12 protein-coding genes and 1 pseudogene are annotated in these 13911 nt (G+C 72.7%); 2 read left to right on the forward strand and 11 right to left on the reverse strand.

The features are described 5' to 3' along the window. Positions 1-145: 145 nt before the first annotated feature. From ACIBK3_RS37270 to egtA, 4 genes and pseudogenes are all read right to left on the reverse strand, one after another. Positions 146-748, reverse strand: a pseudogene (locus ACIBK3_RS37270) (L-histidine N(alpha)-methyltransferase); the annotation flags it as partial. Further along, positions 745-1572, reverse strand: coding sequence for an ergothioneine biosynthesis protein EgtC (gene egtC, locus ACIBK3_RS37275; protein ID WP_399372215.1), 828 nt, complete (start codon positions 1570-1572; stop codon positions 745-747). The pseudogene ACIBK3_RS37270 and the gene egtC, both read right to left, overlap by 4 nt. Then, on the reverse strand, positions 1572-2900 hold the full coding sequence (egtB, locus tag ACIBK3_RS37280) for an ergothioneine biosynthesis protein EgtB (protein WP_399372216.1): 1329 nt from the start codon (positions 2898-2900) through the stop codon (positions 1572-1574). The genes egtC and egtB overlap by 1 nt, the downstream gene beginning before the upstream one ends. After that, positions 2897-4198, reverse strand: a complete 1302-nt coding sequence (egtA, locus tag ACIBK3_RS37285) for an ergothioneine biosynthesis glutamate--cysteine ligase EgtA (RefSeq protein ID WP_399372217.1) — start codon at positions 4196-4198, stop codon at positions 2897-2899. The genes egtB and egtA overlap by 4 nt, the downstream gene beginning before the upstream one ends. A 289-nt stretch (positions 4199-4487) precedes the next feature. Here egtA and ACIBK3_RS37290 point away from each other — a divergent pair, with 289 nt between their 5' ends. Beyond that, positions 4488-5312, forward strand: coding sequence for a TIGR02452 family protein (locus ACIBK3_RS37290; RefSeq protein WP_399372218.1), 825 nt, complete (start codon positions 4488-4490; stop codon positions 5310-5312). 332 nt (positions 5313-5644) lie between these two features. On the opposite strand, the gene ACIBK3_RS37295 is transcribed toward ACIBK3_RS37290, so the two are convergent. The 5 genes from ACIBK3_RS37295 to ACIBK3_RS37315 form a co-directional block, all read right to left on the reverse strand. Then, the gene (locus tag ACIBK3_RS37295; RefSeq protein ID WP_399372219.1) at positions 5645-6115 is read right to left on the reverse strand and encodes a type II toxin-antitoxin system PemK/MazF family toxin; all 471 of its coding nucleotides are present in this window, start codon (positions 6113-6115) and stop codon (positions 5645-5647) included. Positions 6116-6178: 63 nt separating this feature from the next. Then, positions 6179-7666 carry a flotillin family protein gene (locus ACIBK3_RS37300; RefSeq protein WP_399372220.1) on the reverse strand — a complete coding sequence of 496 codons (1488 nt, stop codon included), beginning with the start codon at positions 7664-7666 and terminating at the stop codon, positions 6179-6181. 157 nt (positions 7667-7823) lie between these two features. Beyond that, on the reverse strand, positions 7824-8042 hold the full coding sequence (locus ACIBK3_RS37305; protein ID WP_399372221.1) for a hypothetical protein: 219 nt from the start codon (positions 8040-8042) through the stop codon (positions 7824-7826). A gap of 17 nt (positions 8043-8059) precedes the next feature. Then, positions 8060-9493, reverse strand: coding sequence for an amidase (locus tag ACIBK3_RS37310; RefSeq protein WP_399372222.1), 1434 nt, complete (start codon positions 9491-9493; stop codon positions 8060-8062). A 303-nt stretch (positions 9494-9796) separates the two neighbouring features. Further along, entirely contained in the window at positions 9797-11230 is a 1434-nt protein-coding gene (locus ACIBK3_RS37315; protein WP_399372223.1) for an MFS transporter, read from the reverse strand. 114 nt (positions 11231-11344) lie between these two features. Here ACIBK3_RS37315 and ACIBK3_RS37320 point away from each other — a divergent pair, with 114 nt between their 5' ends. Continuing rightward, positions 11345-12007, forward strand: coding sequence for a TetR/AcrR family transcriptional regulator (locus ACIBK3_RS37320; RefSeq protein ID WP_399372225.1), 663 nt, complete (start codon positions 11345-11347; stop codon positions 12005-12007). A 27-nt stretch (positions 12008-12034) separates the two neighbouring features. Here the strand turns inward: ACIBK3_RS37320 and ACIBK3_RS37325 are convergent, their stop codons facing one another. Then, positions 12035-12919, reverse strand: coding sequence for a DUF5134 domain-containing protein (locus tag ACIBK3_RS37325; protein WP_399372227.1), 885 nt, complete (start codon positions 12917-12919; stop codon positions 12035-12037). Between the two features lie 220 nt (positions 12920-13139). Further along, a complete protein-coding gene (locus tag ACIBK3_RS37330; RefSeq protein ID WP_399372362.1) occupies positions 13140-13712 on the reverse strand; it encodes a dienelactone hydrolase family protein in 573 nt (190 codons plus the stop codon). Positions 13713-13911: the final 199 nt, after the last annotated feature.

Below are 13911 nucleotides of genomic sequence, written 5' to 3' on the forward strand. Positions count from 1 at the left end.
CCCGGCCGCTGGGCGCCCGGGATGACCGACGGGGCCGGGAAGCAGGCCGAGTTCTTCCCTTGCTGATCCGGCTGCTCTGCCTGGGCTTGGGCACGCGAGTGGGCCTTGCGGTGCGGACAACGGACAGGATGAACGACCCACATAGCGCGGCCGTCACCCCGGCCGCGTCGTCGTACGCCCGGACCAGGACGTTCTCGTCCTTGACCAGGTCCGTGCCGAGCAGCAGGGCGTCACCCGGGGAGAGCAGGGCGCGGACGGAGGCCAGGAACGCGGCCCGCTCGACCGGCAGCAGGTTGCCGATCGTGCCGCCGAGGAAGGCCACCAGCCGCGGGCCGGGCGTGTCCGGCAGCGTCAGCCGTGCGGTGAAGTCGGCGATCAGCGCGTGTCCCGCCTGGGTGAGCGCGCTGTCGCTGACGTCGACGGGGACGTAGGTGTGCAGGCCGGTGAGCGCCTCGATGAGATGACGGGTCTTCTCCGAGGAGCCGGAGCCCAGTTCCACCAGGGTGCGGGCACCGGTCGCCGCCGCGATCTCGCCGCTGCGGGCGATGAGGATCTCCCGTTCGGCGCGCGTCGGGTAGTACTCGGGCAGCTCGGTGATCTGCTCGAACAGGTCGCTGCTGTGGGCGTCGTAGAACCACTTCGGCGGGAGGGTCTTGGGGGTGTGGGCCAGGCCCTTGAGGACGTCGGCGCGCAGGGCGGGCTCCGTGGCGTCCTCGGGCAGGGTGCGGGTGAGAAGGAACGGACTCACGTGCTGGGCTCCTTCGGAGGTACGGATGCCCCCGCGCGGGCGGAGTCGGGAGCGGGGGCGGGTGCCAGTGCGTCGCTCGGTTCCTTGAGCGGGGTGAGCAGTACGTCGGTGCGGCTCGCCGCGAGCAGGGTGCGGTCGGGGACCTCCTGCCAGCGCGGATCGTCGTCGTAGGGCTCGGAGGCCACGACCGTGCGGCGGCCGGGCTCCGAGAGGTACCAGAGGGTGTCGCCCCAGGCGGTCGCGGTGATGGTCTCGCCGTTGGTGAGGAGCAGGTTGAGGCGGGCGGCGGGGGCCGCGGCGGCGACCTCCAGGACCGTGTCGGCCAGCGCCTGGCCCTCCTCGTCGCCACCCCTGAGCCGGGCGAGGACGAGGGCCCACACCAGCGCCGAGTCGTTGCGGGCCTCCAGCGACAGCACGTCGGTGGCGGGCAGGCCCGCCACCAGGTGGGCCAGCGATCCCGGCCAGCCCGGGACCGCGCCGTTGTGGCTGAACAGCCAGGTGTCCGCGGCGAACGGCGCTGCCGCCGCCTCCGCGTCCGCACCCGCCAGGGTGGCGTCCCGTACGGCGGCGAGCACGGCGCGCGAGCGTACGACCCGGGCGAGGTCGGTGAGGGACTGGTCGGCCCAGATGGGCCCGGCCCGGCGGTACCGGGCCGGCACGGGATCACCGTCGGCGTACCAGCCCACCCCGAAACCATCGGCGTTGACGGTCCCGTGCCGTTGCCGTCGCGGCGCCCACGACTGGCGGTAGAGGCTGTGCGGCGGCTCGACCAGGATCCGGCCGAGCGGCTCCGGCGGGCCCACGTATGCCAGGTGACGGCACATCAGAGGGCCGCCGAGCGGGCCGTGCGGAACCCGGAGAAGATCTGCCGCCGGATCGGGTAGTCCCAGTTGCGGAACGTTCCCCGGCAGGCCACCGCGTCCACCGCGAACGAACCGCCGCGCAGCACCTTGCTGTCGGGACCGAAGAAGACCTCCGAGTACTCCTTGTACGGGAACGCCGTGAAGCCCGGGTACGGCAGGAAGTCGCTCGCCGTCCACTCCCACACGTCGCCGATCAACTGCCGCACTCCGAGCGGCGATTCACCCTTCGGGTAGCTCCCCGCGGGTGCCGGGCGCAGGTGCCGCTGGCCCAGGTTGGCGTGCTCGGGCGCCGGGTCCGCGTCGCCCCAGGGGTAGCGCGTCGAGCGGTCCCCGGCGGGGTCGTGGCGGGCCGCCTTCTCCCACTCGGCCTCGGTGGGCAGCCGGCGCCCGGCCCAGCGGGCGTACGCGTCGGCCTCGTACCAGCACACGTGCAGCACCGGCTCGTTCGGCGGCACCACCTCGGTCACGCCGAAGCGGCGCCGCAGCCACTGCTTGCCGTCCCGGCGCCAGAACAGCGGCGCGTGGATGGAGTGCTGCCGGATGTGTGCCCAGCCCGCGGGTTCCCACCAGCGTTCGTCCTCGTAGCCGCCGTCCTCGATGAACGCCTGGTACGCGGCGTTCGTCACCGGCGTCGTGTCGATGAAGAACGGCGCCACCTCCCGCCGGTGCGCCGGGCGTTCGTTGTCCAGCGCCCACGGCTCGGTGGAGGTGCCCATGGTGAACGGGCCGCCAGGGACGAGCACTTCGGCCGGACCGGTGAACAGCGGGGCCGGGTCCGGGTCGGGGGCGGTCAGTGCCTGCGGCCCTTTTCGAAGCTGATGGGTGATCAGCATCGTCTCGTCATGCTGCTGTTCGTGCTGCGCGATCATCCCGAAGGCGAAACCCGCCTCGGTGAGCCGCGTCCCGTGGAACGCCGTCCGCTCCAGCACGTCCATCACCCGGCCGCGTACGTCCGCCGCGTACGAGCGGGCCTCGCGCGGCGCGAGCAAGGGCAGGGAGGGCCGTTCGGAGCGCGGGTGCTCGAAGGCGTCGTAGATGCTGTCGATCTCGGGCCGTATCGCCTCCTGCCCGGCGACGGTCCGCAGCAGCCACTGCTCCTCCTGGTTGCCTATGTGGGCGAGGTCCCACACCAGCGGCGACATCAGCGGCGAGTGCTGCGCGGTCAGGTCGGGCTCCTCGACACAGCTGGTGAGAAGCGTGGTGCGCTCCCGTGCGGTGACGAGGGTGGTGAGGGCCCGGTCCCGGAACTCCTCGGCATCGACGGCGTCGTCGAGGGCGGGGTCGGTCATGTGCGGATGTCCTTCCCATGAGCGCGGCCGTCCGTGGCGCGCAGGTGGTCGAGCAGGTCGTCGGCGGGGCAGCGGCCCGGGACGACATAGCGGTCCCGGTACCCGCGGACGGCGTCCGTCACCTCGGTGGTGGCACCGAGCCGGGGCAGGGCGTCCAGGGCCGTCGCGAAGCAGGCCACGGCCGTCTCGTGCAGTTCGGAGTCGCCCAACCCCTGCCGGGCCGCGTCGAGCCACAGCGGATTGTGCGGCGCGGGCAGCGACAGGCCCCGTTCGGCCAGCGGCTTCACGATCCGGTAGGCGGTCTCGGCGGCCTCCGGATCGTCGAAGAGGGCCGCCGTGACGGCGAGCGGCACGATCCACCCGTCGTCGCCCGGCTGTGCGTCGATCATGCGCAGTTCCAGATGGCCGCGCGGTCTGACCGGCGGGAACAGCGTGGTGACGTGGTAGTCGAGATCCTCCCGGGTCGGCGGCCTGGGCGCCCGCGAACGGGTCCACTCCCGGAACGTCAGCCCCTCGGGCACGTCCCACGGGCCGCTGTCCTGCCGTACGCACATCACCGGGGCGTCCAGGACGTGCCCGGCCCACGCGGCGCGCGGGTCCATACCCAGCGGAGGTGCGCCCGCCCGGTCGGGGCCGATCTCCATCCACAGCAGCTGTCGGGTGGAGAGCCAGCCGGTGGGCTCCGCCGCGGCCAGCGGGGAGTTGGCGAACGCGGCCACCAGGACCGGACCCAGCTGGTGCGCCAGCCACCAGCGCCGCCCGAGCCCGAGCGGGCCGGGCTCCTCGTGCCCGGCGTCCAGACACACTTGGACGGAGGCCGAGGTGCACATCATGGCGCGGCCGGCCGGACCGGTGCGGTCGAGACAGGTCTCCATGGCGTCGTAGCGCGGTTCCCGCAGGAACCTGCGCGGCGGATGCCAGGGATCCTGGCCGACGCCGACGAGCCCCAGACCGTCCCTGGCCAGCACCGCGCGGACGGCGTCCAGGTCGGCGGAGACGGTCCCGATGCACTCCATCAGGGAGGCGGCGGGCGGCGAGCTCAACTCCAGCTGGCCGCCGGGCTCGACGGTGAGCGCCGAGCTCAGGGACACGGTCCGCAGTGCGGCGTAGGCCGCTTCGAGTCGTCGGGTCGTCACCGGGAGCTGCGGTGCGTGCAGTTCCTGGACGATCCATTCCACTTCCACCCCGAGCCTGCGGGGCGGACCGGTCTTGAAGCAGATGCCCCGGACGAGGGCCTCCACCTCGGCTTCTGTGACTGCCGTGTAGGGCTCCGTACAGTCACTTGTCGAATCGGACATGTCGGGATCCTCCTGAGATTCCACCATGCTGCCGCCCCGGGTTCTGACGGGCCGGGCCGGCAGCACCCGTCCCACCCAAGACCCTCATGCCGACCTGCACAAGAGGGCACATCGTCGCGATCAGGGGCCGGTGATCTCCGTTTCCGTCGTGTTTTCAGGGAGTTTTCCGGGCGTCCCAGGGCCAGGAAAACTCATTGCGGCACCTGACCAGAATCGCTCAGGATGCGTGCATGAGCACGACGGGGGAGGCCGCGCGGCACGCGGTCATGGCGCACACGGGGGTGGCGCCATGAGCGCGCGCCTGCGCGGCATCGCGCGAGAGACACAAGCGATCGTGGCGGCCGGTACCTACCGTGCCCCGGCCGGGCACGAGGTGTCCGTCGCCGTGTCCGTCGAGGCGGCCCGGGCCGGTACGCGGATGTACGGGCCGGGGCCGGTGGACGTACCGGCGCTCCCGTCGGCGGACACGTTGTTCGAGGTCACGGGCGAGAGCAGCCTGGAGGCGGCCCACCGCGTCACCGGACCGGTGGCCGTCCTGAACTTCGCCTCGGCCCGCAATCCCGGCGGCGGCTTCCTCAACGGCGCCCAGGCCCAGGAGGAGGCCCTGTGCCGCTCCTCGGCGCTGTACGCCTGCCTGGTCGGGGTCCGGGAGTTCTACGACCACCACCGCTCCCACCGCGACCCGTTCTACACCGACCGGGTCATCCACTCGCCGGCCGTGCCCGTCTTCCGCGACGACCGCGGCCGCCTCCTGGACGAGCCGTACACCGCCGGGTTCCTCACCTCGGCCGCACCGAACGCCGGTGTGGTGCTGCGCACGGCCCCGCAGCGAGCGACCGAGCTGCCGCGGGCCCTGGCGTCCCGGGCCGAGCGAGTACTGGAGACCGCCGCCGCCCACGGCTACCGGCGCCTGGTCCTGGGAGCCTGGGGCTGCGGAGTGTTCCGGAACGACCCCGCCCAGGTCGCGGCCGCCTTCCGCACCCTCCTCGGCCCGGAGGGCCGCTTCGCCGGCGTCTTCGAGCACGTGGTCTTCGGGATCCTCGACCGCACGGCGGGGAACGTCGTCCGGGAGGCCTTCGCACGGGCGTTTCCGGGGCGTCAGCTCCAGCGGTAGCGGGAGCCTGTCACCTGCGGTGGGCCGTCGGTTCGGGCCAGCCACCGCCGGTCGCGGGGTCCGCGCGGTGGGGCGGGGGAGCGGGGCGGTCCCTCGTCGGGCGGGGAGCGTGGCGTCCGCTCAGGCGGGGATCGTGGCGTCCGCTCGGGCGGGGAGCGTGGCGTCCGCTCGGGCGGGGAGCGTGGCGTCCGCCCGGGCGGGGAGCGTGGCGTCCGCCCGGGCGGGGAGAGTGGCCTCCGCCCGGGTCGGCCGGGACAGGCGTGCCGGGCGGAGGGGTGCCGGGTGGAGGGGTGCCGCGCGGAGGGGTGCCGGGTCGCCGGGCACCTGCGCGGTCAGGTCCAGCCGTAGCGCTCCCGCAGGCGGTGGCGGACCAGGTTGAACCGCATGCGGTCCAGGGCGCAGGCCTCGCGGCGCATGCCGGCCTCGTGCAGGCGCAGGACGCGGTCCACGTCGACCCACGAGTCCCGGCCCGAGACGTCCCAGGGGCCGCTGCCGATCGGCACCCACTCGCGGGCACCCCTTCCCCCACCCGCCCGCCCGGCGTCGTGGCGCTTGCTCGACAGCTGGACGGCGAGGAAGGTGCCGCCGGCCTCGCGGGCGACGACCAGCACCGGGCGGTCCTTGCCCCGGCCGTCGTTCTCCTCGAAGGGGACCCAGGTCCAGACGATCTCGCCGGGATCCGGGTCCCCGTCGTGCGCGGGCGAGTACTCCGTGCGCACCCGGCCCACCTCGCGGGGGTCGGCCTCGGTGGTGGCGGAGGGGCCGGACCGGCCGGGGAGGTTCTCATCGGTGAAGGCAGTCACGGGGTCACGTTAGAGCCTGTGCCCCGGACCGTTCGCCTCGCCCCCGGCCGGAGGTCGTCCGTCTCACCCCTTGTCGGTGTCCACCGGCACCCGTTGGGCGGGCGGCGGCGCGGATCCGTTCAGAGCCGACGTCCCGTTCGTGTGCTGCCCGTTCTGGTTCATCGAGGCCAGCAGCTGACGGGCCAGACCCAGCCCGGTACCGCCCATGGTGAGCGCCTTGGCGAGCATGTCCGCCATGCCGTCGGCGCCGTTGAGCACCACCATGTTGTCGACGCTGGCGAACGCGGACGCGCCCGCCTTCACGATCTCCGGCCAGTTCTCGGCGAGTTGCTGGGCGACGACCGCCTCCTGGTTCTCGGCGAGCGCGGCGGCCCGGGCCTTGATGGCCTCCGCCTCGGCGAGCCCCTGCGCCTTGGTCGCCTCGGCCTCCGCGAGACCCCTGGCCTGTGCCGCGGCCGCCTCGGCCTCACCGGTGGCCCGGGTGGCCGCCGCCATCGCCGTACCGCGTGCCTTCGTCGCCTCGGCCTCGGCGGCCGCGGCCGCCTTGACCCGGGTCGCCTCGGCGGCGGACGCCAGTTCCGTCTCCTTCGCCTTGGCCTGGGCCGCCGAGATCCGCGCGTCGCGCTCCGCCTCGGCCAGCGTCCGCTTCTCGTAGGCCTGCGCGTCCGCCGGCTTGCGGACGTCCGCCTGGAGCTGCTGCTCCCGGCGCTGGGCTTCCAGCTCCGCCACCCGCGTCTCCTGGACGACGACCTCCTGGCGCGCGGCGGCATCCGCCAGTGGACCCGCCTGCCGGGACTTGGCGCCCGCCTTGTCGCGCTCGGCCTGGTAGCCGGCCTGGAGGATCTCGCTGTCCCGGGTGGCCTCGGCCATCCGGGCGTACGACTGCTGTTCGGCCTCGGTCGCCAGCCGGTTCGCCTCCGCCTGCGCGATCCGCGCGTCCCGCTGCACGGCCGCCGCGTGCGGCATCGCCAGGTTCTGGATGTACCCGGTCGGGTCCTCGATCTCGTGGATCTGCAGCGAGTCCACGATCAGACCCAGCTTCTCCATCTCCGTACCGCAGGCCGCCCGGGTCTGCCCGGTGAGCTTCTCCCGGTCACGGATCATGTCCTCGACCGTCAACCCGCCCACGATGGACCGCAGATGACCGGCGAAGACGTTGTGCACCCGCTCCGACATCAGCTTCTGCTGGTCGAGGAAACGACGGGCCGCGTTGGCGATCGACACGAAGTCGTCGCCCACCTTGAAGATGACCACGCCCCGCACCTTGAGCGGTATGCCCTGGTGGGTCACGCAGTCCACATGCAGTTCGGTCTCGTTCAGGTCGAGCGACATCTTGCGCACCGCCTGCACACCGGGCAGTACCAACGTGCCCCGCCCGGTGACGATACGGAAGCCCATCCCCTCCTCAAGGCCCTCCGTCCGGTGCTTGGAACCGGAGATGACCAGAGCCTCATTCGGTTCGGCCACTCGCCACATCATCTTGAACAGACCGATCAGAACGAGAACGGCGAGTACGGCCGCCCCCGCAACGACGCCGACAACCATCGGCATACGCCCCCTTTGCATGGTGCCCTTTCGGCACCGAACGAAAGGGAGTGTGCGCCTGCGCGAGCCCCGGGTGAAGACGCCGGCACTTCCTTGTCGAAACCTTGACGCGGACGGCTCTCACCTGCGCCGCGGCCGGCTCAACTGGCGTACACCGGAGGGCTCAAGCCTCGTACGCCGCCGTCACGTAGACCGTCCTGGGCGGCAGGTACTCCACCACCATCACCACCGTGCCCCGCTCGATGCGGTCCGAGCCGGCGGCGGGGTAGGCGAGGAAGTGCTCGGCGCCGCCGCGCACGCGGACGATCACCTCGCCGACGAGCCCGGGCCCGACCGTCCCGGTGACCCGTCCCATGAGCCCGACCATCGACGCGTCGTCCATGGCCACAGGGTACGGGCCTAATGTCCCTGCGCCACCGCCGATTCCGAGGCGACCGGCTGCGGCGGCCAGGTTTCGTGCCAGCGCAGTTCCGTCTCCAGTTGCGCGGCGAGCGAGAGCAGCAGCGGCTCGCTGTTCGCCGGTCCGAGCAACTGGGCGCCCACCGGCAGACCGCCAGTGACGAAACCGGCGGGCACGTTGACGCCGGGCCAGCCCAGCACGTTCCACGGCCAGGCGTAGGGACAGGCCGCGATCATCGCGCGGTCGGTGGCCAGGCCCCCCAGGTTCGCCAGGGCGCCGATGCGCGGTGGCGGAGCGGCCGTGGTCGGCGCGAGGACCACGTCGTACGACGTGAAGAACCCGCCGATACGACGGTGCAGCACCGCCTCCGCGCGCCGGGCCGCCCGCAGCGGTACCCCGCCGAGCAGTCCGCCCAGCCGGGCGGCGCCCAGGGTGCGCCGGTCGAGGAGCGTGGGGAAGGGCGCCTCGCGCACGCGTTCGGCGATGCCGGCGGTGGCGCGGGGCACGAAGGTCAGCCCGATCTGACCGTACGGCGGATCGGCCTCCTCCACGTGGTGCCCCAACCCGCTCAGCTGCTCGGCGAGTTGGACGACCCGTGCGCGCACCTCCGGCAGGAGCCGGGCGGGCGCGGCGGTGAACGGCGGCTTCAGGGAGAGCGCGATGCGCAGTCGGCCCGGGTCGCGGCCGACGGCCTCGAAGGCGTTGACGGCGGGCGGCCGGTGCGGATCGAGGTCGTGGTTGCCGCTCGCCGCGTCCAGCAGCAGGGCCGCGTCGGCGACCGTACGGGCGAGCGTGCCGTTGACGGTGATGCCCTGGAAGGACTCGCCGCGCGGCCAGGTGGAGACACGGCCGCGCTGCGGTTTGATGCCGATCAGGTGGGTCCAGGCGGCGGGAATCCGCACCGAGCCGGCCCCGTCCGAACCGAGCGCGGCGGGTACCAGCCCCGCGGCGACGGCCGCGGCCGAACCGCCCGACGAACCGCCGGGCGTGTGCTCGGGGCTCCACGGATTACGGGTCGCGCCGAAGGCGGGCCCCTCGGTGAACGGCCACTGGCCGAACTCGCAGGTGTTGGTCTTGCCGACGATCACGGCCCCGGCCGCGCGCAACCGCCGTACCGCCTCGCCGTCCCGCGCGACCGCCGGGAACTCACCCCGACAGCCGAACGCGGTCGGCTCGCCCGCCACGTCCATGTCGTCCTTGACGGCCACCGGCACCCCGAGCAACGGCTTGCGGATCCCCGCGGCCAGCTCCCCGTCCGCGGCCTCGGCCTCGGCGAGCGCCGCCCGGGTCCGTACGATCCGGAAGGCGTTCAGGGACTCCTGCGAGGCCTCGATCCGCGCCAGGGCCTGCTCCACGAGCTCCCGGGCGGTCACCTCCCGGGCGGCCAGCGCACGGGCGGACTCCGCCAGGCCTGGGGAACGGTCGAGCGTCATGCGGGGAACCTCCGGGAGCGCGTCGTCTACCGAACGGTAACGTGCGAGGGGGCGCGGTGGAACGACCTTGGCGGCAGCGGCGGTTCGACAACGCGAACAGCCCGCGGCCACAGACCCTCCACAGGCCGCACCACCTCCTGCGTAACCCATCGACGGGTCCCTGCCTCACCCCCGACTTCTGGTCGGCTTCCCGGACGCCGATGGCACACCCGGTTGGCCTCAGGCTCCACGGAAAGCTCCCGCCCAGCCCGGAAGTGCCCGCAGGTGCCGCCTTCACGGCTGCCGTACGGCTCTTCCGACGCGTCAGTGCACGTGCGGGCCGCCGGTCGGCTGTGGCTTGCCGCGCGGTACGAGTCCCAGGGCCGCGACAGCGCTGACCGCCGCCGCGAGGGCGCAGACGGTGAAGGCGTCCGTGAAGCCGCCGACCGAGCCTGCCTCGATTCCGGCGGCGGCCACCGTGGAGACGACCGCCACGCCGATCGAACCACCCACTTCGTGGAAGGTGTTGACGACCCCGGAGGCGAGGCCGGCCTCGTGGTGTTCCACCATGCCGAGGGCGGTGGTCGTGGCGGTGACGAAGACCGTGCCGAGGCCGACGGAGGCCACGGCGAAGCCGGGCAGCAGGCCCGTGAACACGCTGCCCTCCGCGGACAGCCGGGTCAGCGGCAGCGATCCCGCGGCGGCGATCGCCATGCCGGACACGGCCACGGCGCGGCTCCCGATCCGGCCGACGAGACGGGAGCCGAGGTGCGCGCCCAAGCCGGTGGCCACGGCGACGGGCAGGAACAGCAGCCCGGTCTTCAGCGGGCTGAAGCCACGGACGTGCTGGAGATACACCGAGCCGAGGAAGAAGTACGCGATCAGCAGCGCGGTGGCGATCAGCATCAGGAACGCGCCCGCGAGGACCGGGCGCCGGGCGAACATCCGCAGATCCATCAGCGGAGCCCGGCTCGCTCGTTCGACCGCGGCGAAGCACCCGTACAACAGCACGGCAGCCGCCAGCGGCAGCACTGTGGCCCAGTCGCCCCAGCCGGAGTCACCGGCCTCCACCAGGCCGTAGATGAGCGAGCCGGTGGCCGTGGTGACCAGCAGCGCGCCGGGTACGTCGAGCCGGGCCGGTCGCGGGGCGCGGGCGGGGACGAACGCCGGCAGGACGGCGAGGACGGCGAGGCCGATCGGGACGTTGACGAAGAAAACCCACTGCCAGCCCGGTCCGTCGGTCAGCGCGCCGCCGATCAGGACTCCGGCAGCCGACCCCGAGCCGCCGATCACGGCCCATACCCCCAGTGCCTTGTTGCGCTCGGTGCCGTGGAAGGTGGTGGTGACGATGGACAGAGCCGCGGGGGAGAGCAGGGCGGCGCCCACTCCCTGGGCGACGCGCCCGCTCAGCAGCGTCGTCGCGCTTCCGGCGAGCCCGGTGACCAGGGAGGCGGCGGTGAAGACGGCGAGCCCGGCGAGGAGCGTGCGGCGGGCGCCGAGGGCGTCCGCGAGGCGTCCGCCGAGCAGCATCAGCCCGCCGAAGCACAGCGTGTACGCGGTGACCGCCCAGGTCAGCGTCGCACGGTCCAGGGCGAGGTCGGCGGCCATGTCCGGCAGGGCGACGTTCACCACGGTGACGTCGAGGATCAGCATGAACTGGGCGACGCAGATGAGGGCGAGGGCCGCCCAGCGGCGCGGATCGGCCGGAGGGTGGTGGTGCTCCGTCGCGGGGTGCGTGTGGCTTGCGGAGTGAGTCATGACGCGTCCTTGTCGGCAGGGGGCGGGTACGGCGGCTCCGTGCCCGCGACTGAACTGTACGGTCCAGTACATGTGAACTCAACTGTTCAGTTCAGGTATTGCTAGGATCGGCGCATGAACGTGGACAGCGTCAAGCAACCCCCGAGCGGGCCTCGCGCCGAGCTGAAACGGCAGGCCATCGTCCGGGCGGCGCGCGAGCTCTTTCTGCGGGACGGGTTCGGTGTCGGCATGGACTCCATCGCCGCCGAGGCGGGCGTGTCGAAGGTGACGGTCTACAACCACTTCGGGAGCAAGGAGGCGCTGTTCACCGCGGTCATCACGAGCGCGCTCGACGAACCACTCGGCCACGCCTCCTCGACCGCGATCGAAGCGCTGCCCGAGGCGGAGGACCTGCGCGCGGCCCTGCTCGACGCCGCCCGCGCCTGGGCGCACGCCGTCAGGACCAACAAGGACGTCACCGCCCTGCGCAACCTCGTCGTCGCTGAACAGCACCGCTTCCCCGAGCTGGGGCGGGCGTGGCAGGAGCGCGGTCCGGAGGGTCACCATCCGGCCGTCGCGGGCGCCCTGCGCACGCTCGCCGACCAGGGCCGACTGGTCATCCCTGACCTGGAGGCCGCGATCATCCAGCTCTACGCGCTGTTGGTCTTCCCCCACATGGTCTTCAGCTCGTACGGCACCCACATCGACGACGACCTGGCCGACCGCCTCATCACCGGCGGCGTGGACATGTTCCTGGCCTACTACGCCCCGCGGCCCGCGTCGGACACCGGGAAGTGACGTGCGCTGATCAGGGAAGGCCGGCTGTCACGCCGCCATCATCAGCAGCATCGCGGACATGGTCCCGCCCATGCCGATGTGGGCGGCCAGCGCCGCGTCCGGGGCGGCTCCGAGCTTGCGGCGCCGGCCGCGCCCCGACCGCTGCGCCACCCTGCTCCTGTCCCACACCGAGATCGTCAGCGACGCAAGGAAGACGAGCACCGTGTCCGGCATGGCGAGCAGCCAGCGGCCCCAGCTGAAGCCCGTGCCGGCCCGTCCCCGCTCGCCGGTGCCGCGGACCCTGGCCCACAGGGACGCGCCGACGGACAGCAGGAAGTACACGGCGAGTGCCAAGATCACGAACCGCCACAGGGAACCGGACCCGGCCGACGAACCCGCGTCGGCAGCGGAGTTCGCCATGCCCGGCATGTTCATCCCCGGCATCGAGCCCATCCCCTCCATGCCGTCCATCCCCGCCATGGACTCCATGCCGGCCATCCCGTGCGTGCCGGTCGGGCTCGCCATGTTCGCCATGCCCGGCATGTGCGCCATGGAGGAGCCGCCCAGGGCCAGTACCGGTCCGGACGACGTGCTCGTCATGGCGAGAGTCATGATCACCATGCCGGCGCTGCCGACGATGAGGTGCACCCAGTGGCGGCCGTGCCCCCACCCGCCCGTGCGGGTGTGCTTGACCGCCATGACCACGCCCCCGAGTCCGAGCAGGCCGAACGCCGCGGCCCACCACATGCCGTGACCCGCGTACCAGCCGACCGTCGCCGGCAGGGCCATGGCCGCCATGCACAGCCCCATCAGCAGGTCGCCGCCCGCCGCGTACCGGGCCTCGCCGCTCGTGGTGGCCACCCGGACCGCGCTGACGGCGGCCACCAGGGCGGCGATCACGGCCACGGCCCAACTGAGCGCCAGAGTTCCCATGTTCGTCTTCCCGATCGTCCGAGCACGGCGGGCCCGCACTTCCGGCGGCCACCTCGTCGTGCGAAGCGCCCAGGGGCGCCGCGTGGGCATTGACTGCTAGTGCCCTTAGTACGTCGCGGGGTCGGACGGTGTTCAGGCGGCAGGCGGGATTTCGTGTCGGGAGCCGTCCGTCCGGGGACCCTCGGGTCTTGTCCGCAGGACTGTCACCAGGACCGCGATCTCATCGCTCAAGAAACGCCAGTGTGCGGTCGAGCAGCAGGGCGGCTGCCTCGGGGACGTAGGACGCGAGCGTGTCGTCGGCGAAGTAGTGCTGGTCGCCGGGGTAGAGGAACAGTTCAGCCTGGTCGGCCGAGGCGACGAGTGCCCGTGCCGCGTCGATGTCGCCCTCGCCGGCGAAGAACGGGTCGGCATCCATGCCGTGCACCTGGACCGGTACGCCCTGCGGCCAGGCGGGACTGAACTCCGAGACCGGAACGCACGCGTAGTACAGCAGCGCTCCCCGCGCGCCGGTCCGGGTCTGCGCCAGCTTCTGTGCGGGGAGCACGCCCACGGAGAAGCCGGCGTAGAACAGATCCGCGGGCAGGTCCCCGACGGACCGGACGCCGCGCTCGATCACCTCGTGGAAGCCGATCTGCTCGACGTAGCTCATGCCCTTCTCGAGAGTGTAGAACGTGTGGCCCTCGAAGAGGTCGGGCGTGTGGACGCTGTGCCCGGCGCGACGGAGTGTGTCGGCGAAACCGGTGACCCCCGGCGTGAGCCCCAGAGCGTGATGGAACAGAACGAGGTCGACCATTCCGGCCTCCGGCGGTGAGTTGTCCGGCGAGACATCCATGTGGTCAGTATGGCCGCGGCAGTCCCAGGCCCGGGGGTCGACGGGGCACGAGTGTGCCTGGCGGTGAGGCCGACCCGCGCGACTCGGAACCCGACGGTGCCGAGCCGCGCCGAACCCCGGCAGGACCCCCCTCGCGGGCCCGCGAGCCAGGCCCGATTCG

It is taken from the genome of Streptomyces sp. NPDC050287, assembly GCF_044459385.1.
GTDB lineage: Bacteria > Actinomycetota > Actinomycetes > Streptomycetales > Streptomycetaceae > Streptomyces.